Origin of the sequence: Pantoea sp. UBA7232 (assembly GCF_002473195.1) — a bacterium.
Taxonomy (GTDB): domain Bacteria; phylum Pseudomonadota; class Gammaproteobacteria; order Enterobacterales; family Enterobacteriaceae; genus Pantoea; species Pantoea eucrina.
The window spans coordinates 191,308-217,822 of the sequence record NZ_DKTK01000018.1 but is presented as its reverse complement, the minus strand read 5'-3'; the positions used below and the strand labels follow the sequence as shown (position 1 = coordinate 217,822).

The window sequence follows — 26,515 nt, the reverse complement described above, 5'->3', positions numbered from 1 at the left end:
GTCAGGCGGTGGCCTTCGCAATCAGGTCCATCATATTAAGCTTTTGATCGGTGGAGACTTTGCGTACCTCAAGCTCAATCCCGTGGGCGTTGAGCTGACGAAAAGCGGCAATATCTTTTTCATCTACTGAAACCGCATTATTGACCTGCGTTTTACCCTGACGAAACGCCATGCCGCCGATATTCACAGAGGTAATATTGACGCCCTGCGCAACCACGCGCTCAACGTCGGTGGGATTAGTAAACAGCAGCATGACGCGTTCGCCCGCATATTTGGGGTTATTCCAGACGCGGATCATTTTTGCGATATCGACCACGTGTGCGGTTACGCCCGGCGGCGCCACCTGGGTCAGCAGGGTTTTACGTACGTGATCGTTTGCCACTTCATCACTGATCACAATAATGCGACTGACGCCGGTCTCTTTAGTCCAGCGGGTCGCTACCTGGCCATGGATCAGACGATCGTCTATGCGCGCCAGCCCGATTTTCATATGCTGGCCCGGCGCCAGCGGTGGCGGCGCAGCAGATTTAGCCGGCGCTGCGGCAGCGGAAACCGGGTTCGCCTTTAGCGCTTTAATGCCCTCACGGCCGGCATCGGTTGCGACCTGCACCAGCGCCGCCAGTTCAGGATTGTCATCGCGGGCCATCAGCGTTTCGACCAGCATCGGAATATTCACGCCAGCAATGACCTCCTGATCCGGGCGATCCGTGACGAGACGGCTGGCGGCATTAAACGGGCTGCCTCCCCATGTATCGACCAGAAACAGGACTCCCTGAGCGGTATCAAGCTCTGCCAGCCGGGCACGATACTTATCCATCAGGGTTTCGGCGTTTTCACCGGGTGCAAAATCGATACAGGCGACGTTGTGCTGTTCGCCCAGCAGCATCTCTGCTGTTTTCAGGAGCGGCTCTGCTGCCCAGCCGTGTGTACCAATGACTAATGCGATGGTCACCTGCTACCTCCGTTTATGACGAAACCCTGTCATTAAAGGACGTAGACAGGAATAAAGGATGCGGCCGCGCCCGTGAGGCAATATAAGCCTGAGCCGCTACGATGGAGCGCCCATCGGTTTGCGTTGAGGTCGCCGTTTATTTTAGTTAGCGAAAGAAGAAAGAGTGTGACGCCTGTCGGTTATCTGGTGTAACGGCGGTTCAGCGGACTTTTTTATGCCGTTTTTATGCGCCAGCGCAGCTATGTGTAAATGTAAGAAAATTTTTTGATCTTGTTGAGGTAACTGATACATTAACTTTCTGTTTATTATTCAGGAGTACCGGGCTCAAGCTCACCTTTATGGACCGTCACCGACGTCGCTTCTTATCCTTACTGTGCCAGCCGGCGCAGATCGCCACGCCGTTCAGCGTTATTTCGCCTTCGACTCTTCAGCTGTCTCACTTACCGGTGCAGGCTGATTTTCGTGCGTCTACTTTCTTAGCAAGGAGTCACTAATGGAGTTTCTCTTGGATCCCTCGATCTGGGCGGGGCTGTTAACGCTGATCGTGCTGGAAATTGTGCTGGGTATCGATAACCTGGTCTTTATCGCCATTCTTGCTGACAAACTGCCGCCAAAGCAGCGCGATAAAGCGCGACTGATCGGTCTGTCGCTGGCGCTGGTGATGCGCCTCGGCCTGCTCTCCCTGATCTCGTGGATGGTCACGCTGACCCGTCCGCTGTTCAGCGTGATGGATTTCAGCTTTTCCGGTCGCGATCTGATCCTGCTGTTTGGTGGCCTGTTCCTGCTTTTCAAGGCCACGATGGAGCTGCATGAGCGTCTGGAAAATAAAGGCATGGAGCAGCAGGGTAATCGCAACTATGCCAGCTTCTGGGCAGTGGTCGCACAAATCGTGGTGCTGGATGCCGTCTTCTCACTGGATGCCGTGATTACCGCAGTGGGTATGGTCAACCACCTGCCGGTGATGATGACTGCGGTAGTGATCGCAATGGGCGTAATGCTGCTGGCATCAAAGCCGCTGACTAATTTTGTCAACGCTCATCCGACGGTTGTCGTGCTCTGCCTGAGCTTCCTGCTGATGATCGGTTTGTCGCTGGTAGCGGAAGGGTTCGGTTTCCATATTCCGAAAGGTTATCTCTATGCGGCGATCGGCTTCTCAATTTTGATTGAGCTGTTTAACCAGATCGCGCGCCGTAATTTTATGCGCCATCAGGCGCGCCGGCCAATGCGTGAGCGTACGGCAGAAGCTATTTTACGTCTGATGGGCGGGCGCAATCGTCAGCAGCAGCCTTCAACGGATGAGCACACGCTGAATAACGCTATGCCGCAGGAAGCGTTTAAGGATGAAGAGCGCTATATGATTAACGGCGTACTGACGCTGTCGCAGCGCTCTATTCGCAGCATCATGACGCCGCGTGGCGATATCTCATGGGTTGATGTGACGCGTCCGCTGGATGAGATCCGTATGCAGCTGCTGGATACGCCACACAGTCTGTTTCCGGTGTGCCGCGGTGAGCTGGATGAGATTATTGGCGTGGTGCGCGCAAAAGAGCTGCTGGTGGCGCTGGAGCACGGTATGGATGTGACCACGTTCGCATCAGGCTCGCCGGCGATTGTTGTCCCTGAGACGCTGGATCCTATTAATCTGCTGGGCGTGCTGCGCCGGGCGAAAGGCAGCTTTGTTATCGTAACCAACGAATTTGGTATGGTGCAGGGTCTGATTACGCCGCTGGACGTGCTGGAAGCGATTGCCGGTGAGTTCCCGGATGAAGATGAGACGCCGGATGTGATCGCCGATGGTGATGGCTGGCTGGTCAAAGGCGGCACCGACCTGCATTCGCTTCAGCAGCTGCTCGACTACCATGAGCTGGTTAAACAGGAGGACGATCACGCTTCGCTGGCGGGCCTGCTGATTGAGCAGAAAGGTCAGCTGCCGCAGCCTGGTGAGGTAATCGATCTGCCGCCGCTGCACTTTGAAATTGTTGAGGCGACAGATTATCGTATCGACCTGGTACGGGTGACCAAAGATGCGCCTCACGATGAAGATGAAGAAAACGCGTAATCGCGCGTAGCTGTTCAATCAGGGCCGTCGTGAAGACGGCCCTTTTTTTAACCCGCTGTTTCCTGATGCTGAGCCAGCCATGCCGGAAAATCTTCGATCGGCATGGGGCGCGCATAGAAGTAACCCTGCAGATGATCTACCCCGCGCTCGCGCAGATAGGAGGCCTGTTCAGCGGTCTCCACGCCTTCGGCCACCAGCGCAATCTTCAGCCGCTGCGCCAGTGAAATCACCATATCGGTTACCGTGGCGTTGATCGCGTCAGTGCCGATCGCCGCGGTAAAAATCTTGTCAATTTTCAGCACATCCGGCTGCAGATCTTTCAGGTAGGCCAGCGAACTGTGCCCGGTGCCGAAATCGTCTATCGCCAGGCGTACGCCAATGTTATGCAGCTGCGCCACGACCGACTGATCGATAACCGGCAAGGCGTCACGCTCTGTCAGCTCCACAACCAGCTGCGGATGGGGGTTAGCAGGCCACCAGATCTGCTGCAGATCTTCCACAATGGCGCGATCGTGAAAATGGCTGGCGGCGACGTTAATCGCAATATGGAACGCGCTGCTTTGCGGCAGCTGCGGCAGCGCCTCTACGGCCCGGGCAATCACGAAGCGGGTAAGGGGAGCGATCAGGTTTTGCCGTTCCGCCAGAGGGATAAAGACGTCAGGTGCAATCCATCCCTGACGCGGATTATGCCAGCGCAGCAGAAGCTCAATACCCTCACACTGTTCGCTGCGGGCATTGATTAGCGGCTGACAATAAACCATAAACTCACTGGCGGTGATGCCGTAGCTGATCTGCCAGCTGAGGCTCATGCGATTGGCCGTTGCCAGCCAGACAATATAGCCAATCAGCAGGCTCAGCATCACCGCCAGCGGCAGCTGGGAAGGCAGCGTATTTAACGCCAGGCGCGCCGGAGAAGGGCCGTAGAGCGTAATGGTGAACGGGTAGCGTAAAGATGCCTGATCGTAAGCGACCTCGTCATCCGAGGGCACCGTGTGTTCAATCATCGGATTACCATACTCAAGGCTCTGACCGCCCACGTTGAAAATAGCCCGCTCTACCCACGGCAGCTGAGGCTCAAGCAGATAATTGCTCATCAGTTCAACATTCACCACCTGCAGCAAGCCATCGCGATTATCCAGCGACTTTGGCGTCCAGAGCAGCAGCACCGGCGAGCCTTTAAGCAGATAATCATCTGTGGTCAGCAGCATGCGCTGATTATTGAGCGCCAGCTCCGGATAGGTCTGACTAAAAGAGATATCGCGGGCGCCATAGATGCTGGAGCAGTAGATAGTGTCATTTTGCACCAGCAGCACGGTGCGTACCGTCTGCAGCGCAGCGATCTTTTCAATCAGCGGATAACGCACCAGCGAACAGGGCAGGCCCACCAAGCCCAGCGTGTTATTGGCGGAGACGTCCAGCGGCGAGAACATACGGTCAAAGCGCTCAATGGCGCGGCTGGCAAAGTTAAGAGACTGCTGCTCAATACGTGACTTCTCTTCGATATAACGAAAAGTCAGGGTAAGGATCAAAACCAGCGTCGCGATCACTAACGCAATAAGCAGCCGCTTACGGCGAAATTGACCCACAAATTGCTGGGGAATGAGCATCAGTAACCACCTTGTTAAGACACAGACCAGGAGCAAATTAACGTGAAGGTTATCGGCATCGGGACGGCCAGGTTTAGCGCTGCCCGTTAAAAAAGCAGGCAATGAAAATTGCGTCCTGCCGGATCTGCGCAGGAAAATTACAATATCTGGTTTGGCAACGCCGAGGTAGGTAAAAAAGCAGAAATCAGTATGAGTGCGCTGATTTTAACCAGCGCACTCCGGACAGGTATCAGTCACACTGAACTTTGATGGCCAGACCGCCACGCGAGGTTTCGCGATATTTAGCGTTCATATCTTTACCGGTCTCATACATGGTCTCAATGACTTTATCCAGCGAGACGCGCGGGGCGCTGGTCCGGCGCAGCGCCATGCGCGCTGAGTTGATGGCTTTGACCGATGCAATAGCATTGCGCTCAATACAGGGCACCTGCACCTGACCGGCAACCGGATCGCAGGTCAGACCCAGGTTATGCTCCATACCAATTTCCGCGGCCACGCAGACCTGCTCCGGGCTGGCGCCCAGCAGCTCCGCCAGACCCGCCGCCGCCATAGAGCAGGCCACGCCCACTTCACCCTGACAGCCTACTTCGGCACCGGAGATAGAGGCGTTCATTTTATAGAGAATACCGATAGCGCCTGACGCGAGAAAATAACGGATAAAGATATCGGGCGTGACGCTTTCGATAAAGTGATCGTAATAGGCAAGCACCGCCGGCACGATGCCGCAGGCTCCGTTAGTCGGGGCCGTTACCACGCGTCCGCCTGCCGCATTCTCTTCGTTTACCGCCAGGGCAAACATATTGACCCAGTCGATAACGTTCATTGGATCATTGGAGTGCTTGGTCGATGAGACCAGCAGGCGACGCAAAGAGGCGGCACGGCGCGGAACGCGCAGCGGCCCCGGCAGCACGCCTTCGGTGTTCAGACCGCGGTCAATACACGCCTGCATGGTCTGCCAGACATCGGTAAAATAGCGGGTGATCTCTTCACGGCTGTGCAGCGCCAGCTCATTTTGCATCACCAGTCCTGAAAGCGACATGCCGGTCTCGCTGCAGTGGCTGAGCAGCTCTTTTGCCGAGTGAAACGCATAAGGTACCGCGACTTCATCCAGCACCGGCTGGCCAAAATGCGCTTCATCCACGATAAACCCGCCGCCAATTGAGTAGTAGGTTTTCGTCAGAATCAGCAGATCGCCGGCAAACGCATACAGCGTCATACCGTTTTCATGCAGCGAAAGATTCTCACTGCGGAACACCATGCCGCCTTCGCGTGGAAAGTCGACCTCATGCGCGCCCTTAGCCAGCAGCAGGCGCTCACGCGTTTCCGTATCTTTAATAAATGCCGGGATCGCATCAATATCCACGGTGGCAGGTTCATAACCCGCCAGACCCATAATGATAGCGATATCCGTATGGTGACCTTTGCCGGTCAGCGAGAGAGAGCCATACACATCCACCGCTACGCGCGTGACATCCTGCAGTTTGCCCTGCTCAGCCAGCAGATCCACAAACTGTTTGCCCGCTTTCATCGGACCTACGGTATGTGAACTGGATGGGCCGATGCCCACTTTGAACATGTCAAAAACACTAATCAACGGTAACGCTCCTCACAAATACGGGGTTCTGCGGCCTGAGCCGTAATTGCGGCTAATAGTAATCGCCACGGCGGGCGAAAGAACAGCTTTTCGCATGAAATAATCTAATTATAAACCGCAGAAATAGTTATCAATCCATACCTTTGTGAAGTGGATCGATTTTTCAGCTTTGAGTTTACACACGGCATTCAGGGCAGCGCGATCTGCTGACCAAGCGCACGAATAATTCCGGCCGTCATGCCCCAGATAAAATAATCGTTATACCAGGAGAGCCATATCCGGTGCTGACGCTGGCCGCGATATAACGTCAGCGGATGATAGCGGGCCAGATGCAGTGCTTCACGCAGCGGCATGGTAAAGGCGCTTTCGACTTCATCCGGGTTCAGACGGAGCGGCATGGCTGGCAGGATCCCCACCACCGGCGTGACGGCAAAACCGGTACTGCTGGTGACCGCCGGCAGTACACCGGCTATCTGCACCTGACGGGGATCGATCCCGATCTCTTCCTGCGCTTCACGCAGCGCGGTATCGATCAATGACGTATCGCTGGCATCCTGCATGCCGCCCGGAAAAGCGACCTGGCCGGCATGTTTACGCAGCAGCGCCGAGCGCCGCGTCAGCAGCAGTGCCGGCTCGGCGCTGTTGATAATCGGCACCAGCACTGCCGCATGACGTCCGGCAGGGGCCGGCAGGCGTGCGGGTGGCGGAGGCTGCAGCATAAAACGCGTCAGAAACTGGCTGAGTTCGGCAGTCATATTACTTCTCATCGCTGAGGCAGGGCAGAATGCGGTTAACCTTATGGAAGGTCTCTTCATATTCAGATTGCAGATCGCTGTCAGCCACCAGTCCGCCACCGGCGGCGCAGTAGAGGGTATTGTTTTCAGCGATCAGCGTACGAATGGTAATACTGCTGTCCATACGGCCACACAGGCTGATATAGCCTATGCTGCCGCACCAGGCGTTGCGACGATGCGGCTCCAGCTCTTCGATAATCTCCATCGCACGGATTTTTGGCGCTCCGGTGATTGAGCCGCCCGGAAAGCAGGCGCGCAGCAGATCGGTGGCGCGCAGCCTGTCGGGCAGACGGGCCCGCACGGTGCTCACCAGATGATGCACTGCCGGAAAGGGTTCAACCACAAACAGCTCAGGCACGCTCACGCTGCCGGGTTCAGCCACCCGACCAATATCATTACGCATCAGATCAACAATCATCAGATTCTCCGCACGATCTTTCGCGGAGTGCGCCAGCTTTTCCGCCTGCAGACGATCGGCCTCCGCATCGGCCAGACGCGGCAGCGTGCCTTTGATCGGACGCGTTTCAATAACGTTTTGCTGCAGAGAGAGAAAACGTTCCGGCGACAGGCTGAGCAGCGCGCTGTCCGGCAGACGCAGAAAGGCGCTAAAGGGCGCGCGATTGGCGCGCGTAAGGCGCAGAAACGCCTGCCACTCATCCCCGCTATAGCGCGCCTCGAAACGCTGAGCAAGATTGACCTGATAGCAGTCACCTGCCTGAATATACGCCTGTACAGCATTGAAGCGTGCTGCATAGGCTTCGCGCGTCAGGTCAGAGCGCCACGCGCTGGTTAAGTGAAACGCCCGCGGCAGCGGAACCGCCTGCGCCTGCAGCCAGCGCCAGCGCGCGTCAGCATCGCTGAGAGAGACCAGCGTAAGCCGCTGCAGGTGATGATCGGCAATCAGCGCCCAGTCATAAAGGCCCACTGCCATATCAGGCGTCTGCAGATCCTGCTGCGCTACCGCCGGCAGCTGTTCAAACCGGCGGCCGAGATCGTAGCCAAACAGGCCCAGCGCACCGCCCTGAAAAGGCAGATCGGGATGGGAGGCGGGCTGCAGGCCCTGCCGGTCAATCTGCCGCTGCAGCAGCTGCAGCGGATCCTCCCCGGAGCGCTGAATGCCGGTGCCATCATCGGTTTCGGTATACCCGCCGCGCGTGGTGAGCGTGACGCGCGGATCGGCAGTCAGAATATCAAAGCGGTTATCGGCGTGATCGGCCTGACCCGAGGTCAGCAGCATGGCCCACGGGCGATGCGCCAGCGTGGCAAAGCGGTTCAGCAGTGCATCGGGACTATAGGTAAGCGTGAGGGTTTTCGCGATCATGGGTTCAGCAGCATTCAACAGGCAGAGGCGTAGCCTGGCATATTTTTTTGCCACTGGCACCTGTTTGTTCCGCGTGGGATAATGCCCGTCCGATTTAATCTGGAGTAACGTATGTTTACAGGGCTTCCGGCACTATCTCATGAGCAGCAGCAGCAGGCGGTTGAGCGAATTCAGGAACTGATGGCGGGCGGCATGGCCAGCGGCCAGGCGATTGCGCAGGTGGCGCAGGAAATTCGTGAAACCTTTACCGGAGAGGCAATCAGGGCACGCTTCGAAGATGAAGATGAAAACGAATAGTGCCCGTGCCGCTTAACGTGCGGCGATAATTTTTATTTCTACTTTATATTTCGGGTTCATCAGTCCGGCCTGTACGGTGCAGCGTACCGGCGCGTTGCCCGGTGATACCCATGCGTCCCAGGCGCGATTCATCGCCGCAAAATCCGCTTTATCCACCAAAAAAATCGTGGCGTCGAGAATATTGCTCTTGTCCGATCCGGCACGCGTCAGAATACGATCGATAACTGCCAGCGCGTCGGCCGTCTGCGCCTCCGCATCGGCATCCAGATTTTCCGGGACGCTGGTGTAGTAGATCGTATTGCCGTGTATCACGGCTTCGGACATACGATGTTCGGGATCGATACGCGTAATAGACATGCTGTTCTCCTCTGTTTTTTGCTGCGCCAGCCTGCCATAACCGGGCTGCGATGTCATCTGTTGTGGTCGCGTCTGCGGAATTCTGACATAATTACAGTGTTTTTCAGGTTACAGGTGAGGATGTGTGGCAGACGATTTTGCAGCAGATGGCGCGTTAGCGCAGGCAATTCCGGGTTTCAAACCGCGTGCGGCCCAGCATGAGATGGCACAGGCGGTCACAGCAGCGGTAACGCACGGCGGTGAGCTGGTGGTGGAGGCGGGCACCGGAACCGGTAAAACCTACGCCTATCTGGCGCCTGCGCTGCGCGCAAAAAAGAAAGTCATTGTCTCTACCGGCTCTAAAGCGCTGCAGGATCAGCTCTACAATCGCGATTTGCCCACCATTGCCCGGGCGCTCAAATTCAGCGGAAAAACCGCGCTGCTGAAAGGCCGCTCTAACTATCTCTGTCTCGAACGTATGGAGCAGCAAAACCAGAGCGGCGGCGATCTTACCGTACAGGCGCTGGGCGATCTCATCCACGTGCGCAGCTGGTCATCAGAGACCAAAGATGGCGATATCAGCAACTGCGCCGGCGTCGCTGAAGATAGCCCTGTCTGGCCTTACGTCACCAGCACCAATGACAACTGTCTTGGCAGCGACTGCCCGCTCTATAAAGAGTGTTTTGTCGTAAAAGCGCGTAAAAAAGCGATGGATGCTGACGTTGTGGTGGTGAACCATCATCTGTTTCTGGCTGACCTGGTGGTCAAAGAGGGCGGGTTTGGCGAGCTGATCCCGGAAGCGGACGTGATGATCTTCGATGAGGCACATCAGCTGCCCGATATCGCCAGCCAGTATTTTGGCCAGCAGCTCTCCAGCCGTCAGCTGCAGGATCTCGCCAAAGATATCATTCTTGCCTATCGCACCGAGGTGCGTGATGTGCAGCAGCTGCAGAAATCTGCCGATCGTCTGGCGCAGTGTGCGCAGGATTTTCGCCTGACGCTTGGCGAACCCGGCTTTCGCGGTAATCTGCGCGATCTGCTCAGTGATAACAACGTCATGCGCATGTTTACTCTGCTGGATGATGCGCTGGAACTCTGTTACGACGTCATTAAACTCTCCCTGGGACGCTCAGCGCTGCTTGACGCGGCCTTTGAGCGCGCGGCGCTCTATCGCACCCGCCTGAAGCGTTTACGTGCCATCAGCGAACCCGGTTTCAGCTACTGGTATGAATGTACCAGCCGGCACTTTACGCTGGCGCTGACGCCGCTTTCAGTAGCGGAGCGCTTTCGCGAAGTGATGGATACGCGTAAAGCGGCCTGGGTGTTTACGTCCGCCACGCTGGCGGTGAATGAACAGGTCGGGCATTTCGCCAGTCGGCTCGGGGTTGAGCAGGCGCAGACGCTGATCCTCGACAGTCCGTTTGACTACGCCCGGCAGGCGCTCCTGTGCGTGCCGCGCAATATGCCGGAGCCGAATGCGCCTGGCGGGGCCCGGCAGCTGGCGCGGATGATGAAGCCGCTGATTGATGCCAATAAAGGACGCTGCTTTTTTCTCTGCACCTCACACAAGATGATGCGTGAGCTGGCGGCCGAGTTTCGTGCATCAATGACTCTGCCGGTGCTGCTGCAGGGCGAGACCAGCAAAGGGCAGCTGCTGAAGCAGTTCCTGGAGGCGGGTAACGCGCTGCTGGTTGCCACCAGCAGCTTCTGGGAAGGCGTCGACGTGCGCGGCGATGCCCTGTCGCTGGTCATTATTGATAAACTGCCGTTTACCTCGCCAGACGATCCGCTGCTGAAGGCGCGCATGGAGGATTGCCGGCTGCGCGGCGGCGATCCGTTCAGTGATGTGCAGCTACCGGATGCAGTAATCACCCTCAAACAGGGGGTGGGGCGTTTGATCCGCGACACCGCCGATCGCGGCGTATTGGTGATTTGCGATCAGCGTCTGGTCTCCCGCCCCTACGGCGAACTCTTTCTCAACAGCCTGCCACCCACGCCGCGGACCCGCGATCTGGCGCGTGCGATCGACTTTGTCCGGCAGGCTGAGGAACACTAATTTATGCCGCTTTGTGATAAGATGCGCGCCATTTTGATTCTCTGAGGTTGTTATGTCCGCCCGAATTTTAGCACTGGACACGGCGACAGAAGCCTGTTCTGCCGCGCTGCTGAATCAGCAGCAGATCGATGCCCATTTTGAAATTGCTCCGCGCGATCACACGCAGCGCATTCTGCCGCTGGTGCAGTCGCTGCTGCAGGCGCAGCAGCTGGACCTGACCGCGCTGGATGCGCTGGCGTTTGGGCGCGGGCCGGGCAGTTTTACCGGCGTTCGCATTGGTATTGGCATTGCGCAGGGGCTGGCGCTGGGCGCAAACTTACCCATGATTGGCGTCTCTTCGCTGGCAACGATGGCGCAGGGGGCCTGGCGGCTGACCGGTGCCACTCGTGTGCTGGTGGCGATTGATGCACGCATGGGTGAAGTCTACTGGGCTGAATATCAGCGCGATGATGCGGGTCACTGGCACGGCGCCGACAGCGAAGCGGTGCTGAAGCCTGAGGCTGCCGCCGCTCGCATCGCGGCGCTGAGCGGCGAATGGGCGACCGCAGGTACCGGCTGGCAGGCATGGCCTGAGCTGATGACCACGCCGGGCGCAACGCTACTGGCCACCCCGGTTACGCTGCCCGCGGCTGAAGATATGCTGCCGCTGGCGCTGCAGGCGTGGCAGCGAGGCGATACCGTAGCGGTGGAGCATGCAGAGCCGGTTTATCTGCGTAACGAAGTGGCGTGGAAAAAGTTGCCCGGACGCTGAGTCGCCACGCAACTTATTTTTGCACCTCCAGTCTAAATTAAAAATTACAGGAGATGTGCTTATGCCAGGTTATCGTGCTGGAATCGCTGGTGGCGTACTGGCGTGTGTATTGCTGCTGAGCGGCTGCGTCAGCGTACCCGATTCTATTAAAGGAAGCTCGGCGCTTCCGCAGCAGGATTTATTGCGCGTGATGAATGCTCCTCAGCTCTATACCGGGCAGGAGTCACGCTTTGGCGGTAAAGTGGTTCGCGTTACAAACCTCAACGGACTGACGCGGCTGGAGATAGCCACGCAGCCGCTGGATGAGAGCGCACGGCCCCGGCTGGGGGCTGCCTCAATCGGACGGATATATGCCGATCTCAAAGGATTTGTCGATCCGGTTGATGTGAATAACCAATATGTTACGGTGCTGGGTACCATCAAAGGCACCGAAAAAGGTGAAATTGGCAAGGCCAGTTATAACTTTGTTGTGATTGATGTGCGCGGCTATCAGCGCTGGCATCTGACTCAGCAGGTAATGACGCCGCCGCAGCCAATCGATCCCTGGATCGGATATGGCCCGACGCGGCATCATCCGGGTTACTGGGGGCCAAACCCTTACTGGGGGATGAACCTGGGGGGGCCGGCTCAGGTACAGACTATTCTGACCGAGTAGCCGCCACATACTTTTCCGGCCCGGTTGCGGTGCACGCAGCCGGGCTTTTTTATTGGGCGCGTAACCGGCGCGCGAAATTTAGTGATGGGCTTCGCAACCTGAAAATGCCGTAACCGGCAAACTGGTACAATCAGTTAAAGTATTGTTAATAACACTGATTGCAGAGGCGGCGATGGCTACGCAACAAGAATATCGGGGTGACTCTTTGACCAAAGTTTGGCTGAAACGCTATCCGCCAGATGTGCCAGCAGAAATAAATGCCGACCGTTATCCCTCTCTGGTCGATCTCTTTGAACATGCGGTGTTGCACTATGCCGACAACGTTGCCTTTATCAATATGGGGCAGCCGCTGACCTATCGCCAGCTCGACGCGCAGAGCCGCGACTTTGCCGCCTGGCTGCAGCAGGGGCTGGGACTGCTGCAGGGCGATCGCGTGGCGCTGATGATGCCTAATCTGCTGCAGTATCCGGTGGCGCTGTTTGGCGTACTGCGTGCCGGTATGGTGGTGGTAAATGTTAACCCGCTCTATACCCCGCGCGAGCTGAAACATCAGCTCAATGACAGCGGTGCCAGCGCCATTGTTATCGTCTCCAATTTTGCTCACACGCTGGAAAAAGTTGTGGCAGAGACGGCGGTAAAGCACGTGATGCTGACGCGGATGGGCGATCACCTGGCACCGGTCAAAGCGACGCTGGTGAACTTTGTGGTCAAATATGTCAAAAAGCTGGTGCCGAAATACCATTTGCCCGGAGCTGTACCGCTGCGGCATGCGCTGCAGCAGGGCGCACGCATGGCTTATCAGCGTCCGGCGCTCAGCAATGACGATCTGGCATTTCTGCAGTATACCGGTGGCACCACCGGCGTCGCCAAAGGCGCGATGCTCACCCATGGCAACATGCAGGCAAACCTGGAGCAGACAAAAGCCACCTACGGCAAACTGCTGCGCGCCGGGCAGGAGCAGGTGGTAACGGCGCTGCCGCTCTACCATATTTTTGCGCTGACGGTTAACTGTCTGCTGTTCCTCGATCTGGGCGGCACTAATCTGCTGATTACCAATCCGCGCGACATACCCGGATTCGTTAAAGAGCTGGCTAAGTTTCCTTTTACCGCCATTACCGGCGTAAACACGCTGTTCAATGCGCTGCTGAATGATGAAAACTTTAATAAACTCGATTTCTCCACGCTGCGGCTCTCCGCTGGCGGAGGCATGTCCGTTCAGAAAGCGGTAGCGGAGCGCTGGGAAAAGCTTACCGGGCATTACCTGCTTGAAGGCTACGGCCTCACCGAATGCTCCCCGCTGGTATCGGTTAACCCTTACGATATTACCTGCCATACCGGCAGTATCGGCCTGCCGGTGCCCTCTACTGATATCCGGGTTATTGACGATCACAATAATGATGTGACGCCGGGTGAGCCGGGTGAGCTCTGTATCCGCGGCCCGCAGGTGATGGCGGGCTACTGGCAGCGTCCTGATGCCACGCTGGAAGTGCTGAAAAATGGCTGGCTGCATACCGGCGATATTGTTACCGTGGACAGTGAAGGGTTTATCCGGATTGTCGATCGTAAAAAAGATATGATTCTGGTATCCGGCTTCAACGTCTATCCTAACGAAATTGAAGATGTGCTGATGCAGCATCCAAAAATTCGTGAAGCTGCAGCGATTGGCGTGCCAAGCGAACTCTCGGGTGAAGCGGTGAAGGTCTGTATCGTTAAAAAGGATCCCGGGCTGACTAAAGAAGAGGTGCTGGATCACTGCCGTCGTCAGCTGACCGGCTACAAGGTGCCGAAAATTATCGAGTTTCGTGAAGAGCTGCCAAAGACAAACGTGGGCAAAATTTTACGCCGCGAACTGCGCGATGAGGCGAAGCGGGAAGGGCAGTAGTGTCGCCATGCTTCCCCAGGTTAACGCCGGCTACGACCGGCGTTTTTATTGTTTTTAACATGGAGCGCTGCGCGGGGTTTGCGCAGCGGGAATAAATACGTGAATTACACCCTGATCGACCAAGACCACCAGCTGGCTGACGTGTGCCGCCTGGCTCGCCAGCATGATGCTGTTGCTCTGGATACTGAATTTGTACGTACCCGGACCTACTATCCTCAGCTCGGGCTGATTCAGCTGTTTGATGGCGAACAGCTGGTTCTGATCGATCCACTGCCGATTGGTGACTGGACGCCGTTTATCGCCCTGCTGCAGGATACGCAGGTGACTAAATTTCTGCACGCCGGAGGCGAAGATCTGGAAGTCTTTCTGCATCGTTTTGGTTGCCTGCCGCAGCCGATGATCGATACGCAGATTCTGGCCGCCTTTTCCGGCCAGCCGCTCTCCTGGGGATTTGCAGCGATGGTTAATCACTTTAACCAGATTGAACTGGATAAAAGTGAGGCCCGCACCGACTGGCTTGCGCGCCCGCTGACCGAGCGTCAGTGCCAGTATGCCGCAGCGGATGTCGCCTACCTGCTGCCTATTGCCCGTGAGCTGATGGCGCAGACTGAAGCCGCCGGCAACATGAAGGCCGCCCTGAGCGAGTGCGACATGCTGTGTCAGCGCCGGCTCGATATATTGCAGCCTGAAGAGGCGTGGCGCGATATTACCAACGCCTGGCAGCTGCGTCCGCGCCAGCTGGCCGCACTGCAGCGCCTGGCGGCCTGGCGCCTGAAGGTCGCGCGTCAGAAAGATATGGCGGTTAATTTTGTGGTACGTGAAGAAAATTTGTGGAAGGTCGCTCGCTATCTGCCCGGCAGCCTCGGTGAACTGGATCACCTTGGACTCAACGGCCATGAAATCCGTTTTCACGGTAAAGCGATGATTGATCAGGTCGCTGAGGCGCAGGCACAGGATGAGGCAACGCTACCGGCACCGCTGCCCAATCTTATTGAGCATCCGCACTATAAGCAGGTCTTTAAAGCGATTAAAGCGCTGGTACAGCAGGTAAGCGAAGAGACGGGATATAGTCAGGAACTGCTGGCTTCACGCCGTCAGATTAATCAGGTTCTCAGCATGTACTGGGGGCTGAAATCAGCAAACCGGCCACCCGAACTGCTGAACGGCTGGCGTGGCGAGCTGCTGAAGCCGGGAATCGACAAGATTCTGCAGGCACTTTAAGCGCGCTGTTTTCCCCTGCGCTATTACGCAGGGGAAACGCTGCGATCCGCTACACTCATTTCGGCGCGTCTTCCGTTTCCGGCAGCGTCACGTTCAGCTCCAGAATCGAAATATCGTCGCCTTTCTGATCGAGCTGTACTGTCACCATATCGGGATCGATTTTGACATATTTGCAGATCACTTCCAGGATATCGCGTTTAAGCTGAGGCAAATAGTGGGGCTCACTGTCGCCCCTCCTGCGTTCAGCAACGATGATCTGCAGCCGCTCCTTGGCTATATTGGCTGTGCTCTTTTTACGGGATAAAAAGAAATCGAGTAAGGCCATTGGTTATCCCCCGAACAGGCGTTTCAGGAAACCCTTCTTCTCTTCTTCAATAAAGCGGAAGGGGCGTTCTTCGCCAAGCAGGCGTTCTACGGTATCAGCATAAGCTTTACCGGCGTCAGAATTGATGTCGAGGATCACCGGTTCGCCCTGGTTTGAGGCGCGCAGCACAGACTGATCTTCCGGAATAACACCGACCAGCGGAATACGCAGGATTTCCAGCACATCTTCCATGCTGAGCATATCGCCACGGGTCACACGGCCTGGGTTGTAACGGGTCAGCAGCAGATGCTCTTTGACCGGGTCCTGGCTGTTTTCAGCACGGCGCGATTTAGAGGAGATAATGCCCAGAATACGGTCAGAGTCGCGTACGGATGAGACTTCCGGGTTGGTTGTGATGATCGCTTCATCAGCGAAGTAAAGCGCCATCAGCGCGCCGGTTTCGATACCCGCCGGGGAGTCACAGACGATAAAATCGAACTCCATAGCGGCTAAATCGTTCAGCACTTTCTCTACGCCTTCGCGCGTCAGAGCGTCTTTATCACGCGTCTGCGATGCCGGCAGAATGTAGAGCTGCTCGGTGCGTTTATCGCGGATCAGCGCCTGATTCAGAGTTGCATCACCCTGAATAACATTCACAAAGTCATACACGACGCGACGTTCACAGCCCATAATCAAATCGAGATTACGCAGACCGATATCGAAGTCGATAACAACGGTTTTTTTGCCCTTTTGCGCTAACCCTGTCGCGATGGCCGCGCTTGACGTGGTCTTGCCAACGCCCCCTTTGCCCGATGTTACTACAATAATGCGTGCCATAAATGTTGATTTCCTTAACGAAAGAAAAGGGGCCTAATTAAGTGTCTGGATGGTAAGCGCGCCCTCTTTCAGACAGAGGCGCGCCGCTTTACCAAAAAATTCCGCCGGAATCTGATCCATGATCCAGTACTCACCGGCGATTGAGACCAGCTCAGCGGCAAGGTGAGTACAAAAAATCTGGCAGTCACGATCGCCACTGGCGCCTGCCAGCGCCCGGCCGCGCATCATGCCGTAAATATGTATATTGCCATCGGCAACCAGTTCTGCTCCGGCGCTAACGCTGCTGGTCACAATCAGGTCGGCGTTACGGGCATAAATCTGCTGACCGGAACGCACTGGCGTATTCACCACGCGCGTTTTGTTGATGCTCTCGGTAACAACAGCGGGTGCAGCAGCTTCTTCCGCAGGCGGCGCTTCAGCCGTTTTGCGGTTCTCTTTGCCTTCAGAGAGCACCGGTAAGCCCGCGCGGGCCACCATTTTTTTCTGGGCGTCATCTTTGCAACCGCTGACGCCAACGATACGCAGTCCGGTGGCGCTGATCGCCTGCTGCATCTGCTTCCAGTTAATATCTCCGGATAGCGCTGAGATGTTCAGGACGACCGGAGCGTTCTGTAAAAAGGCCGGCGCCTGATCGATCTTCTCCTGCAGCGCCTGACGAATCACATCGGGTTGTGAATGGTGCAGATGAACAACTGACAGGGTAAAACTGCTTCCCTTGAATTCGATTGGCGATTGCGGCATCTGTCCTGGCTCAGTCCTGTTTTTTTTGACCCGGAGATGAACGTCGATAAAATCGCCATTAACATCATCGGGTCAATATTCGAAGTTCTGCAAGCATGTTATAGTTACTGTAATATTCAGGCAAGTGACGCTAACAGTTAATTCGAGTAAAAAATATGTTTTGTGTGATCTATAGAAGCCCGCAACGCGATCAGACTTATCTTTATGTAGAAAAAAAGGACGATTTCTCCCGCGTGCCGGAAGCGCTGCTTAAAGGTTTTGGCAAGCCGCAGTTAGCGATGGTGCTGTCGCTGGACAAGCGTGAGAGGCTGGCCAACGCAGACATTGAAAAGGTAAAGCAGGGACTGCGCGAGCAGGGTTTTTATTTGCAGATCCCGCCGCCTGTAGAAAGTTTGCTCAACGTCCATCTTGAGCAGGGTAAAGAAGTTTAATTCAGATTCATCTGTAAAAAATATAGCCTGTAAATATATTCAGTGTTCAGTGATTAATTAATTGCCCATGTTCCATCCTGTCGTGGGCAATTAATATTTGTTTGCCCGCCGTCGTAAGAAAGATAAATCTCTTTTGACAATTTCTGTTACACCTGTCGCGATAACCGTTAATATTATCTTTACTGGCGCCCCGTTCCGGCCGCTACTCACAGAGCCTCTGTCATCCCGACAGAGCGCAGACATAACTCAGGCAGGTGAAAAATATGTATCAGCATCGTAACTGGCAGGGTGCTCTGCTGGATTTTCCGGTCAGCAAAGTGGTATGCGTAGGCAGTAATTATGCAAAACATATTAAAGAAATGGGAAGCGCAACGCCGGATGAGCCGGTGCTGTTTATCAAACCTGAGACAGCCTTATGCGATTTGCGGCAGCCGCTCTCTATCCCGACCGCGTTAGGCGACGTACATCATGAAGTGGAACTCGCTGTCCTGATCGGCGCCACGTTAAAGCAGGCCAGCGAAGAGCATGTGGCAAAAGCGATTGCGGGTTACGGCGTAGCGCTGGACCTTACGCTGCGCGATCTGCAGGCGGGGTTCAAAAAAGCGGGTCAGCCCTGGGAGCGCGCGAAAGGGTTCGACAACGCCTGTCCGCTTTCCGGCTTTATTCCGGTCGGTGAGTACACGGGCGATCCGCAAAACAGCGAGCTGCAGCTGGTGGTGAACGGAGAGCGGCGTCAGCATGGCTCTACGTCCGATATGATCCACAAAATCAAGCCGCTCATCGCCTATATGAGCCAGTTCTTTACGCTGCGCGCGGGCGATGTGATCCTGACCGGCACGCCAGAGGGCGTAGGCCCGCTGCGCTCAGGGGATAAACTTGAGATATCGCTGGCGGGTCACGGTATCAGCACGCGCGTGCTGTAATACTTGCATCACCGCATCTTAACCTTTATAAGGTGCGGTTTTGCTGAACAACCCGGACCGCAATGATGAGTGACCAACCTTTCTGGCAGACCAAACGTCTGGAACAAATGGACGACGCTGAGTGGGAATCGCTGTGTGACGGCTGCGGACAGTGCTGTCTGAATAAGCTGCAGGACGCCGATACGGATGAGATCTATTTCACCAATGTCGCCTGCAACCAGCTGAATATTAAAACCTGCCAGTGCCGCAACTACGAACGCCGGTTTGAGTATGAAGAAGATTGTATCAAGCTCACGCGTGAAAACCTCACAACCTTTAACTGGCTGCCGCGCACCTGCGCCTACCGGCTGCTTGGCGAAGGCAAAGCGCTGCCCGCCTGGCATCCGCTGCTGGCGGGATCAAAAAAAGCGATGCATGCCCAGCGGATCTCGGTGCGCTACATCGCTGTACGCGAAAGTGAAGTACGCGACTGGGAAGATCACATTATTGACCGACCCGATCGGAATGGCTGATTCTGCGTCCCTCAGCGGCCAAACAGGTTGCGCTGACGCGGCCTGAATATCTGAGCGACAAGTACCACTATCGCCACCAGCAGGTAGGCGGCAAAAATGGCGATCATCCACTGCGGCATGCTCCAGCCGAGGAGCGTCCAGCCGCGCTCAGCGCAGTCGCCGCTGGCAACAAATACCGCGGGCAGCCATTTGTCCAGCGGCAGCCATGCCGGAAAGCGTGCGGCAAAGTCGCAGGTGACAAACGGGTTAGGGTGCAGCTGCAGCATGGTATGCTCCCAGGATAAGCGCAAGCCCTCAGCGGCGCTGTAGATCCAAATGGCCAGGCTGGCCCAGCGCAGCGGAGTCTGCGGCGCAATAGCGCCCACCACGCCTGCCGCCATTACGCCAAACAGCGCACACCGCTCGTAGATACACATCACGCAGGGCTTAAGCCCCATACCGTGCTGGAAGAACAGCGCCACCAGCTCCAGCGCCAGCGCGGTCAATGCCAGCAGCAGCCAGGCGCCACGCCCGCGCGAGCAGAGATTCAGATATCGCAACATAGTGGATTTCCCTTAGCTATCAGTGCCTGGCAGTGTAAACCAAAAGCCCGACGCTGCCAGCCTGCAATCAGGAATTCAGCGATAAAAATGACGCAGATCGTTTATGTGGCAGGTTGTCTGACCCGATAGCCACTTGCCCGGCCCGGGCCAGGTGAAAGCATTCAGCCCGCATGCTGAAATTTGCGCCAGGCCATGCTTTTAATCCGCCGGCAGACTATTTCCGCTATAGCCCCTCTGGTATGATGAGTGTAATGACGATTAAGAACGCAATGAGAACGTAACGCTATGGTTATCAAGGCGCAGAGCCCTGCAGGATTCGCAGAAGAGTACATAATTGAGAGTATCTGGAACAGTCGTTTCCCCCCCGGGTCGATTCTGCCTGCTGAACGTGAATTGTCTGAACTGATTGGCGTTACCCGCACCACCCTGCGCGAAGTGCTGCAGCGTCTGGCGCGTGATGGCTGGCTCACTATTCAGCACGGCAAGCCGACGCGCGTAAATGATTTCTGGGAAACCTCAGGTCTCAACATCCTTGAGACGCTGGCCCGGCTCGATCACGACAGCGTGCCGCAGCTGATTGATAATTTGCTCTCAGTACGCAGCAACATCGCCTCTATTTTTATCAGCCGTGCGCTGCGTCACCATCCGGAAAAAGCCCGCGAAGTGCTGGAGAGCGCGCTGCATGAGCAGGATCAGGCTGATGCCTATGCTGAGCTTGATTACCGGGTATTCCGCGGTCTGGCGTTTGCTTCCGGTAATCCGATTTACGGTCTGATCCTCAACGGACTGAAAGGGCTCTATACGCGGGTCGGACGCCACTATTTCTCTGATTCCGAAGCGCGCGAGCTGGCACGCAGCTTTTATCAGCAGCTGGCGGATATGTGTTCGCAGCAGCCGACGCAGGAGCAGGTGGTTGAGTGCGTACGGGTGTATGGACGCCGCAGCGGGGAGATCTGGCACAGTATGCAGAAAAATCTGCCGGACGATCTCGGTAACAAGCGCTAAAGAAAACCGGACTCTTCAGTCCGGTTTTTTTATGCTCAGAGTCCGGGCGCACGCGGCGGACATCGGTCGAGCAGTTCTATGCTGCCATCTTCGTTCTGCTGCTCCAGATGAATATCAAATCCCCAGAGCCGGTGAACATGTTTCAGCACATCGCGCCGGCTTTTATCCAGCGGCGCACGCTGCTGAGGAACATAGCGCAGCGTCAGCGAGCGGTCGCCGCGCAGATCCACGTTATAGACCTGAATATTGGGTTCCAGATTGCTGAGATTATACTGGGCAGAGAGCTGCTGGCGAATGGCGCGATAGCCAGCCTCATCATGAATCGCCGCAATTTCCAGATAGTTATTGCGATCGTCATCCATCACGGTGAACAGACGGAAATCGCGCATCACTTTCGGCGACAGGAACTGGCTGATAAAGCTCTCATCTTTAAACTCGCGCATCGCAAAATGCAGCGTTTTAAGCCAGTCGGAGCCGGCAATATCGGGGAACCAGTGGCGATCTTCTTCTGTCGGCGCCTGACAGATGCGTTTGATATCCTGGAACATAGCGAACCCCAGGGCATAGGGGTTAATACCGTTATACCACTGGCTGTTATAAGGCGGCTGATAGATAACGTTGGTATGACTGTGCAAAAACTCCATCATAAAGCGTTCTGATACTTTGCCCTCGTCATAGAGATGATTGAGGATCGTGTAATGCCAGAAGGTTGCCCAGCCCTCATTCATCACCTGCGTCTGTTTCTGCGGATAGAAATACTGGCTTACTTTACGCACGATGCGCAGCACTTCGCGCTGCCACGGCTCCAGTAAAGGGGCATTTTTTTCCATAAAGTAGAGCAGATTCTCCTGCGGTTCAGAGGGATAGCGCGCGGCTTCTATGTGCGACGCCTCTTTCTCTTTACGCGGCAGCGTACGCCATAGCGTATTTACCTGACTCTGCAGATACTCTTCGCGGCTCTTTTGCCGCGCTTTCTCCTCCTGCAGTGAAATTTTCTGCGGGCGCTTATAGCGGTCAACGCCGTAGTTCATCAGGGCGTGGCAGGAGTCAACCAGACGCTCAACCTCTTCGACACCAAAGCGCTCCTCACAGTCGGCAATATAGTTACGGGCAAACAGCAGGTAATCGACGATTGAACTCGCATCCGTCCAGCTGCGGAACAGATAATTATTTTTAAAGAAAGAGTTGTGTCCGTAGCAGGCGTGGGCCATCACCAGCGCCTGCATGGTCATCGTATTCTCTTCCATCAGATAGGCGATACAGGGGTTAGAGTTGATGACGATCTCATAGGCGAGCCCCTGCTGCCCATGCTTATAGCGCTGCTCGGTTTCGATAAACTTTTTACCGAACGACCAGTGCGCATAATTGATCGGCATCCCCACACTGGAGTAGGCATCCATCATCTGTTCGGAGGTAATAACTTCAATCTGATGCGGGTAGGTATCAAGCCCGTAGCTTTTCGCCACGCGGTCGATTTCAGCCAGGTAGACATCAAGCAGTTCAAATGTCCAGTCGGGCCCGTCACTGAGTCGTTTACTGCTGCGGGTTGGCTCGTCAAACATTGTCGTCATAGCGCACCTCTGTTTTGCAGGCGGCAGGAATACCCTGCCACACGGGTGAAGGCTTCGTCCTGAGAAAGAGCGCCCAAAAACTGAGCGAACAGATCAATGATAGTTCACTGTCTCGCATCCGATAACGGAACTCAAACGAATTCTTTTGGCAGAAAATCATCCGGATAGCGCGATTACACCATGCTATGAGATATTAATCCGGCTGCAAATCAAAATGCAGAATAATAAACTGTAAAAACCGCAGTCAGGCAGCAGCGGGTGATTCTGCTGAAAAAGGGAAAAAGCCCTGATTTTTTTCTGACAAAGCGCTCCGGTCAGCGCTTCAGAAGCGGTAAAACTCTGATCTTTGCTATCAGGAAGGATTTAAGTGTGCAGAATGTTAAAAAAGATGTGAAATAGCCGGGTCAATTCTAAGATAAACAGAGCAGCCTGATTATTCTGACTCAGGTGCTCATGCCAGTTAATTATGCTTTTGTCTCGAGGGGGCCTATGCGTGTCGTGATTCTGGGTAGTGGGGTGGTGGGAGTGGCAAGTGCCTGGTATCTGGCGCAGGCCGGACATGAGGTTACCGTCATCGATCGACAGCCTGCCGCCGCGCTGGAAACCAGTGCCGGTAACGCCGGTCAGATCTCGCCTGGCTATGCGGCGCCGTGGGCCGCGCCTGGCGTGCCGCTGAAAGCGATTAAATGGATGTTTCAGCGCCACGCACCGCTGGCGATGCGGCCAGACGGCAGCCGGTTTCAGCTTGAGTGGATGTGGCAGATGCTGCGTAACTGCGATATGCGCCACTATCAGGAAAACAAAGCCCGCATGGTACGTATCGCTGAATACAGTCGCGACTGCCTGAAAACGCTGCGGGCGGAAACCGGAATTGCCTATGAAGAGCGGCAGGGCGGAACGCTGCAGCTGTTTCGTACTCAGCAGCAGTTCGACAGCGCCAGTAAAGATATCGCCGTGCTGAAAGAGGCGGGCGTGCCCTATGAGCTGCTGCAGGCTCATGAGCTGCAGCGTGCCGAGCCGGCGCTGGCAGCTACCGCGCACAAGCTGACCGGTGGCCTGCGGTTGCCTAATGATGAAACCGGTGATTGTCAGCTCTTTACCCAACGCCTGGCAGAAATGGCTATGGCGGCAGGCGTCACGTTTCGCTTCAATACGCCGGTTGATCGGTTACTGCGTGAAGGCAACCGCATCTATGGTGTGAAGTGCGGAGATGAAGTGATTAAAGCGGATGCTTACGTCGTGGCATTTGGCTCCTATTCGACCGCGCTGCTGAAAGATATCCTCGCCATTCCGGTTTATCCGCTGAAAGGCTATTCGCTGACTATTCCGGTAAAAGATGCTGACGCTGCGCCACGCTCTACGATCCTTGATGAGACCTATAAAGTCGCTGTGACCCGCTTTGATAACCGTATCCGGGTAGGCGGCATGGCTGAAATTGTTGGTTTTAACACCAAACTGTTGCCGGCACGGCGGGAAACGCTGGAGATGGTGGTGCGCGATCTCTATCCTGAAGGCGGGTTTATCGAACAGGCCTCTTTCTGGACGGGCCTGCGTCCGATGACGCCAGACGGTACGCCAATTGTGGGACGTACCCCGCTGACAAATCTCTATCTCAATACCGGACACGGTACGCTGGGATGGACCATGGCCTGTGGTTCCGGCCAGCTACTGGCTGATATTGTATCGGGTCAGAAACCCGCGATTGCCGCAGACGATCTCTCTGTATTGCGCTATCTGCCGGGTTTTGCCTCGCACGCATCGCCTTTACGCCGCGCGGATATCGCACGCTAACACTCACGGAGAGTTAACACTATGTCACGTCCTGTGCGCGCGTCGGTTAACCGACAGGCGCTGCGTCATAATCTGTCTGTGGTGCGTCAGGCCGCGCCGCAGTCACACGTATGGTCAGTGGTCAAAGCTAACGCCTACGGACACGGCATTGCCCGCGTCTGGCAGGCGCTGGAGAGCACCGACGGTTTTGCGTTACTCAATCTCGAAGAGGCTATTCTGCTGCGCGAGCAGGGATGGAAAAAACCGATTCTGCTGCTGGAAGGTTTTTTCCACGCAGACGATCTGAAGCTTATCGATCGCTACCGGCTGACCACCAGCGTGCACAGTAACTGGCAAATCAAAGCGCTGGCGACCGCACAGCTCTCTGCTCCCGTGGATGTTTACCTGAAAATGAACAGCGGTATGAACCGGCTCGGTTTTCGCCCTGAACAGGTGCATAACGCCTGGCAAAAACTGCGTGCGCTGCCGGGGGTAGGTGAGATCACGCTGATGGCACATTTCGCTGATGCCGATAATCCCGAGGGGGTAGCCGGGCCACTGCAGCGCATTGAGCAGGCAGCTGAAGGCCTGAACTGTCCGCGTTCGCTCGCTAACTCCGCCGCCACGTTGTGGCACCCGCTTACGCATTATGACTGGGTTCGCCCCGGCATCGTGCTGTATGGCGCCTCACCCAGCGGTCGCTGGCAGGATATCGCCGGTACCGGGCTGCAGCCGGCTATGACGCTGAGCAGTGAAATTATCGGCGTGCAGCAGCTGACAGCGGGCGATGGCGTCGGCTACGGCTATCGCTACCGGGCCAGCGGAGCGCAGCGGATTGGTATTGTGGCCTGCGGCTATGCAGATGGTTATCCGCGCCATGCACCTACCGGCACACCGGTATCCGTTGGCGGCGTACGCACCCGCACCCTGGGAACGGTGTCGATGGATATGATGATGATCGATCTCGAACCCTGTCCGCAGGCGGGTATCGGCACCGCCGTTGAGCTGTGGGGTAATGACGTGAAGATTGATGACGTTGCTGCAGCGGCCGGCACGGTCGGGTACGAGCTGATGTGCGCGCTTGCCCCGCGCGTGCCGGTTGAGGTTATTTAAGCGCGGTCACGCTGCCGCGTATTTTACGGCTGCAGCGCCAGGCAATCAGTGCCAGCGCTGCGCCAGTCAGCATCATCAGGGCCAGTGACGATTTTTCCGCGACCGGCAGGGCAACAATCAGCATGCTGCCGCCAGCGCCTCCCGCCATCTGAATAAAGCCCTGCAGCGCTGCGGCTACACCCGCCTGCTGCTGATAGGGTTCCAGCGCATAGCTGGTGGCCGGGCCAACGGTAAAGGCAAGGCCTGCCACCGAGACCGCCACAGGGATCATATAGAGCGCCCAGTGAGGCTGCCATTCAGCAGGCAGAAGGTGAGCGCCCGCCAGCAGCAGTATTGCCCCCAGCAGCATCGTAATAAAGCCCATCGCCAGACAAAATGGCCGGCCCGCTTTGCGGATCGTTTTATTCACAAAGGCGCTGACCAGCATGATCCAGAAGCCGTTGGCCCCAAATGCAAATGAGAATTGCAGCGGCGTCAGGCCGCCTTCAGTCATCAGCACATGCGGAGCCAGAGAGACGTAGGTCAGCACCATGCCCAGCGCGCCTGCATTGGCAAACGCAAAAGCGAGAAAGCGCGGCTGGCGCAGAATCGCGCCATATTGCGCCAGCGGCAATCCCTTCACCCGCAGCGTATCCGCCGGCCGGGTTTCCGGTAAGGCCACGATCACCAGCAGGCCAATCGCCAGCGCATAGCTGCACAGGAACCAGAAAGGTGCACGCCAGCCATAGGCTTCCGCCAGAAGGCCGCCCAGCAGCGGTGCCAGAGCCGGAACGATGTTTAGCGCGCCATTCAGAAATCCGTAAGCGCGTGCCGCCTCATCGCCGCTCAGGCGATCGCGTACGCCGCTGAATGCCACCACCGCGCTGCAGCAGACGCCGCAGCCCTGAATAATGCGGGCCAGGAAAAATACCGGCCAGAGCGTGGCGGTTGCCGCAACGGCGCTGCCCACGATATAGAGCAGCAGGCCAGCCAGCGCCACGGGCTTGCGGCCAAAGTTGTCCACCAGCGGACCCGTCACCAGCTGACCTATGCCCATCACCAGCAGGAACAGCGGGATGGTAAGCTGGATCAGGCTCACCGGGGCGTTAAGGCCATCGGCAATCTGCGGCAGAACAGGCAGGTAGAGATCAATACCGAGCGGAGCCAGCAGCACCAGACTCAGCAGAATAAGCGTAAATTTTTGCATGAAGAACCAGAAACGTCCTGTTAAACAGGCGAGAAGGGTAATGAGTCTGCGGATA

At 56.1% G+C, this 26,515-nt stretch carries 25 protein-coding genes; 13 read left to right on the top strand and 12 right to left on the bottom strand.

Going from position 1 to position 26,515, the window contains the following annotated elements; translation table 11 throughout:
* Position 1 precedes the first annotated feature (1 nt).
* Positions 2 to 952: a PTS mannose transporter subunit IIAB gene (gene manX, locus B4056_RS15500; protein WP_113655102.1), complete on the bottom strand. Its 951-nt coding sequence runs from the start codon at positions 950 to 952 to the stop codon at positions 2 to 4.
* A 493-nt stretch (positions 953 to 1,445) separates the two neighbouring features.
* Here manX and B4056_RS15495 point away from each other — a divergent pair, with 493 nt between their 5' ends.
* Positions 1,446 to 3,011: a TerC family protein gene (locus tag B4056_RS15495; RefSeq protein ID WP_039384757.1), complete on the top strand. Its 1,566-nt coding sequence runs from the start codon at positions 1,446 to 1,448 to the stop codon at positions 3,009 to 3,011.
* 47 nt (positions 3,012 to 3,058) lie between these two features.
* Here B4056_RS15495 and B4056_RS15490 read toward each other — a convergent pair whose 3' ends face one another.
* The 4 genes from B4056_RS15490 to pabB form a co-directional block, all read right to left on the bottom strand.
* Positions 3,059 to 4,618: an EAL domain-containing protein gene (locus tag B4056_RS15490; RefSeq protein ID WP_039384755.1), complete on the bottom strand. Its 1,560-nt coding sequence runs from the start codon at positions 4,616 to 4,618 to the stop codon at positions 3,059 to 3,061.
* A 229-nt stretch (positions 4,619 to 4,847) separates the two neighbouring features.
* Complete coding sequence (locus tag B4056_RS15485) at positions 4,848 to 6,212, bottom strand: L-serine ammonia-lyase (protein ID WP_039384754.1); 1,365 nt, start codon at positions 6,210 to 6,212, stop codon at positions 4,848 to 4,850.
* Between the two features lie 188 nt (positions 6,213 to 6,400).
* Positions 6,401 to 6,967: a CoA pyrophosphatase gene (locus tag B4056_RS15480; protein ID WP_039384751.1), complete on the bottom strand. Its 567-nt coding sequence runs from the start codon at positions 6,965 to 6,967 to the stop codon at positions 6,401 to 6,403.
* A gap of 1 nt (position 6,968) precedes the next feature.
* A complete protein-coding gene (gene pabB / locus B4056_RS15475) occupies positions 6,969 to 8,327 on the bottom strand; it encodes an aminodeoxychorismate synthase component 1 (RefSeq protein WP_094111083.1) in 1,359 nt (452 codons plus the stop codon).
* A gap of 111 nt (positions 8,328 to 8,438) precedes the next feature.
* Here pabB and B4056_RS15470 point away from each other — a divergent pair, with 111 nt between their 5' ends.
* Positions 8,439 to 8,624: a YoaH family protein gene (locus B4056_RS15470; protein ID WP_039384746.1), complete on the top strand. Its 186-nt coding sequence runs from the start codon at positions 8,439 to 8,441 to the stop codon at positions 8,622 to 8,624.
* Positions 8,625 to 8,636: 12 nt separating this feature from the next.
* On the opposite strand, the gene B4056_RS15465 is transcribed toward B4056_RS15470, so the two are convergent.
* Positions 8,637 to 8,981 carry a RidA family protein gene (locus tag B4056_RS15465; RefSeq protein WP_094111099.1) on the bottom strand — a complete coding sequence of 115 codons (345 nt, stop codon included), beginning with the start codon at positions 8,979 to 8,981 and terminating at the stop codon, positions 8,637 to 8,639.
* 124 nt (positions 8,982 to 9,105) lie between these two features.
* Here B4056_RS15465 and B4056_RS15460 point away from each other — a divergent pair, with 124 nt between their 5' ends.
* From B4056_RS15460 to rnd, 5 genes are all read left to right on the top strand, one after another.
* The gene (locus B4056_RS15460; protein WP_039384744.1) at positions 9,106 to 11,016 is read left to right on the top strand and encodes an ATP-dependent DNA helicase; all 1,911 of its coding nucleotides are present in this window, start codon (positions 9,106 to 9,108) and stop codon (positions 11,014 to 11,016) included.
* A gap of 52 nt (positions 11,017 to 11,068) precedes the next feature.
* Complete coding sequence (tsaB, locus tag B4056_RS15455; protein ID WP_094111084.1) at positions 11,069 to 11,767, top strand: tRNA (adenosine(37)-N6)-threonylcarbamoyltransferase complex dimerization subunit type 1 TsaB; 699 nt, start codon at positions 11,069 to 11,071, stop codon at positions 11,765 to 11,767.
* Positions 11,768 to 11,828: 61 nt separating this feature from the next.
* On the top strand, positions 11,829 to 12,422 hold the full coding sequence (locus B4056_RS15450; RefSeq protein ID WP_071668868.1) for a Slp family lipoprotein: 594 nt from the start codon (positions 11,829 to 11,831) through the stop codon (positions 12,420 to 12,422).
* 205 nt (positions 12,423 to 12,627) lie between these two features.
* The gene (gene fadD / locus B4056_RS15445) at positions 12,628 to 14,304 is read left to right on the top strand and encodes a long-chain-fatty-acid--CoA ligase FadD (RefSeq protein ID WP_288655215.1); all 1,677 of its coding nucleotides are present in this window, start codon (positions 12,628 to 12,630) and stop codon (positions 14,302 to 14,304) included.
* A gap of 99 nt (positions 14,305 to 14,403) precedes the next feature.
* Positions 14,404 to 15,525 (top strand): ribonuclease D, encoded by a 1,122-nt coding sequence (rnd, locus tag B4056_RS15440; protein WP_094111100.1) that lies wholly within the window; start codon positions 14,404 to 14,406, stop codon positions 15,523 to 15,525.
* Between the two features lie 55 nt (positions 15,526 to 15,580).
* Here rnd and minE read toward each other — a convergent pair whose 3' ends face one another.
* The 3 genes from minE to minC are packed head-to-tail and all read right to left on the bottom strand — an operon-like array spanning position 15,581 to position 17,407.
* Positions 15,581 to 15,850: a cell division topological specificity factor MinE gene (gene minE, locus B4056_RS15435; RefSeq protein WP_039384731.1), complete on the bottom strand. Its 270-nt coding sequence runs from the start codon at positions 15,848 to 15,850 to the stop codon at positions 15,581 to 15,583.
* A gap of 3 nt (positions 15,851 to 15,853) precedes the next feature.
* Positions 15,854 to 16,666 carry a septum site-determining protein MinD gene (gene minD / locus B4056_RS15430; RefSeq protein WP_039384727.1) on the bottom strand — a complete coding sequence of 271 codons (813 nt, stop codon included), beginning with the start codon at positions 16,664 to 16,666 and terminating at the stop codon, positions 15,854 to 15,856.
* Positions 16,667 to 16,699: 33 nt separating this feature from the next.
* Positions 16,700 to 17,407 (bottom strand): septum site-determining protein MinC, encoded by a 708-nt coding sequence (gene minC, locus B4056_RS15425; protein WP_039384722.1) that lies wholly within the window; start codon positions 17,405 to 17,407, stop codon positions 16,700 to 16,702.
* Positions 17,408 to 17,562: 155 nt separating this feature from the next.
* Here minC and B4056_RS15420 point away from each other — a divergent pair, with 155 nt between their 5' ends.
* From B4056_RS15420 to B4056_RS15410, 3 genes are all read left to right on the top strand, one after another.
* The gene (locus B4056_RS15420; protein ID WP_039384721.1) at positions 17,563 to 17,838 is read left to right on the top strand and encodes a YcgL domain-containing protein; all 276 of its coding nucleotides are present in this window, start codon (positions 17,563 to 17,565) and stop codon (positions 17,836 to 17,838) included.
* Positions 17,839 to 18,101: 263 nt separating this feature from the next.
* A complete protein-coding gene (locus tag B4056_RS15415) occupies positions 18,102 to 18,761 on the top strand; it encodes a fumarylacetoacetate hydrolase family protein (RefSeq protein ID WP_039384719.1) in 660 nt (219 codons plus the stop codon).
* A gap of 65 nt (positions 18,762 to 18,826) precedes the next feature.
* The gene (locus tag B4056_RS15410) at positions 18,827 to 19,273 is read left to right on the top strand and encodes a YcgN family cysteine cluster protein (RefSeq protein ID WP_039384718.1); all 447 of its coding nucleotides are present in this window, start codon (positions 18,827 to 18,829) and stop codon (positions 19,271 to 19,273) included.
* A gap of 11 nt (positions 19,274 to 19,284) precedes the next feature.
* Here the strand turns inward: B4056_RS15410 and dsbB are convergent, their stop codons facing one another.
* Entirely contained in the window at positions 19,285 to 19,815 is a 531-nt protein-coding gene (gene dsbB, locus B4056_RS15405) for a disulfide bond formation protein DsbB (protein ID WP_039384717.1), read from the bottom strand.
* Positions 19,816 to 20,100: 285 nt separating this feature from the next.
* Here dsbB and fadR point away from each other — a divergent pair, with 285 nt between their 5' ends.
* Positions 20,101 to 20,820, top strand: coding sequence for a fatty acid metabolism transcriptional regulator FadR (gene fadR / locus B4056_RS15400; RefSeq protein ID WP_039384716.1), 720 nt, complete (start codon positions 20,101 to 20,103; stop codon positions 20,818 to 20,820).
* A 35-nt stretch (positions 20,821 to 20,855) separates the two neighbouring features.
* Here fadR and B4056_RS15395 read toward each other — a convergent pair whose 3' ends face one another.
* Positions 20,856 to 22,391, bottom strand: coding sequence for a SpoVR family protein (locus B4056_RS15395; protein ID WP_039384715.1), 1,536 nt, complete (start codon positions 22,389 to 22,391; stop codon positions 20,856 to 20,858).
* 489 nt (positions 22,392 to 22,880) lie between these two features.
* Between B4056_RS15395 and B4056_RS15390 the strand changes: the two genes are divergently transcribed.
* Both B4056_RS15390 and dadX read left to right on the top strand, forming a co-directional pair.
* Positions 22,881 to 24,182: a D-amino acid dehydrogenase gene (locus tag B4056_RS15390; RefSeq protein ID WP_104085079.1), complete on the top strand. Its 1,302-nt coding sequence runs from the start codon at positions 22,881 to 22,883 to the stop codon at positions 24,180 to 24,182.
* A gap of 21 nt (positions 24,183 to 24,203) precedes the next feature.
* Complete coding sequence (gene dadX, locus B4056_RS15385) at positions 24,204 to 25,274, top strand: catabolic alanine racemase DadX (RefSeq protein ID WP_039384712.1); 1,071 nt, start codon at positions 24,204 to 24,206, stop codon at positions 25,272 to 25,274.
* Here dadX and B4056_RS15380 read toward each other — a convergent pair.
* Complete coding sequence (locus tag B4056_RS15380; RefSeq protein ID WP_039384710.1) at positions 25,267 to 26,460, bottom strand: multidrug effflux MFS transporter; 1,194 nt, start codon at positions 26,458 to 26,460, stop codon at positions 25,267 to 25,269. The two genes, dadX and B4056_RS15380, sit on opposite strands and share 8 nt — an antisense overlap.
* Between the last annotated feature and the right edge of the window lie 55 nt (positions 26,461 to 26,515).

What these genes read in the sequence shown, in the direction of transcription:
- B4056_RS15480 (WP_039384751.1), bottom strand. Translation starts at nt 6,967, where the DNA reads ATGACTGCCGAACTCAGCCAGTTTCTGACGCGTTTTATGCTGCAGCCT.
- B4056_RS15470 (WP_039384746.1), top strand. Translation starts at nt 8,439, where the DNA reads ATGTTTACAGGGCTTCCGGCACTATCTCATGAGCAGCAGCAGCAGGCG.
- B4056_RS15450 (WP_071668868.1), top strand. Translation starts at nt 11,829, where the DNA reads ATGCCAGGTTATCGTGCTGGAATCGCTGGTGGCGTACTGGCGTGTGTA.
- dadX (WP_039384712.1), top strand. Translation starts at nt 24,204, where the DNA reads ATGTCACGTCCTGTGCGCGCGTCGGTTAACCGACAGGCGCTGCGTCAT.
- B4056_RS15495 (WP_039384757.1), top strand. Translation starts at nt 1,446, where the DNA reads ATGGAGTTTCTCTTGGATCCCTCGATCTGGGCGGGGCTGTTAACGCTG.
- B4056_RS15415 (WP_039384719.1), top strand. Translation starts at nt 18,102, where the DNA reads ATGTATCAGCATCGTAACTGGCAGGGTGCTCTGCTGGATTTTCCGGTC.
- B4056_RS15395 (WP_039384715.1), bottom strand. Translation starts at nt 22,391, where the DNA reads ATGACGACAATGTTTGACGAGCCAACCCGCAGCAGTAAACGACTCAGT.
- fadR (WP_039384716.1), top strand. Translation starts at nt 20,101, where the DNA reads ATGGTTATCAAGGCGCAGAGCCCTGCAGGATTCGCAGAAGAGTACATA.
- B4056_RS15390 (WP_104085079.1), top strand. Translation starts at nt 22,881, where the DNA reads ATGCGTGTCGTGATTCTGGGTAGTGGGGTGGTGGGAGTGGCAAGTGCC.
- B4056_RS15490 (WP_039384755.1), bottom strand. Translation starts at nt 4,618, where the DNA reads ATGCTCATTCCCCAGCAATTTGTGGGTCAATTTCGCCGTAAGCGGCTG.
- B4056_RS15420 (WP_039384721.1), top strand. Translation starts at nt 17,563, where the DNA reads ATGTTTTGTGTGATCTATAGAAGCCCGCAACGCGATCAGACTTATCTT.
- B4056_RS15380 (WP_039384710.1), bottom strand. Translation starts at nt 26,460, where the DNA reads ATGCAAAAATTTACGCTTATTCTGCTGAGTCTGGTGCTGCTGGCTCCG.
- B4056_RS15410 (WP_039384718.1), top strand. Translation starts at nt 18,827, where the DNA reads ATGAGTGACCAACCTTTCTGGCAGACCAAACGTCTGGAACAAATGGAC.
- dsbB (WP_039384717.1), bottom strand. Translation starts at nt 19,815, where the DNA reads ATGTTGCGATATCTGAATCTCTGCTCGCGCGGGCGTGGCGCCTGGCTG.
- tsaB (WP_094111084.1), top strand. Translation starts at nt 11,069, where the DNA reads ATGTCCGCCCGAATTTTAGCACTGGACACGGCGACAGAAGCCTGTTCT.
- B4056_RS15465 (WP_094111099.1), bottom strand. Translation starts at nt 8,981, where the DNA reads ATGTCTATTACGCGTATCGATCCCGAACATCGTATGTCCGAAGCCGTG.
- minD (WP_039384727.1), bottom strand. Translation starts at nt 16,666, where the DNA reads ATGGCACGCATTATTGTAGTAACATCGGGCAAAGGGGGCGTTGGCAAG.
- minE (WP_039384731.1), bottom strand. Translation starts at nt 15,850, where the DNA reads ATGGCCTTACTCGATTTCTTTTTATCCCGTAAAAAGAGCACAGCCAAT.
- pabB (WP_094111083.1), bottom strand. Translation starts at nt 8,327, where the DNA reads ATGATCGCGAAAACCCTCACGCTTACCTATAGTCCCGATGCACTGCTG.
- minC (WP_039384722.1), bottom strand. Translation starts at nt 17,407, where the DNA reads ATGCCGCAATCGCCAATCGAATTCAAGGGAAGCAGTTTTACCCTGTCA.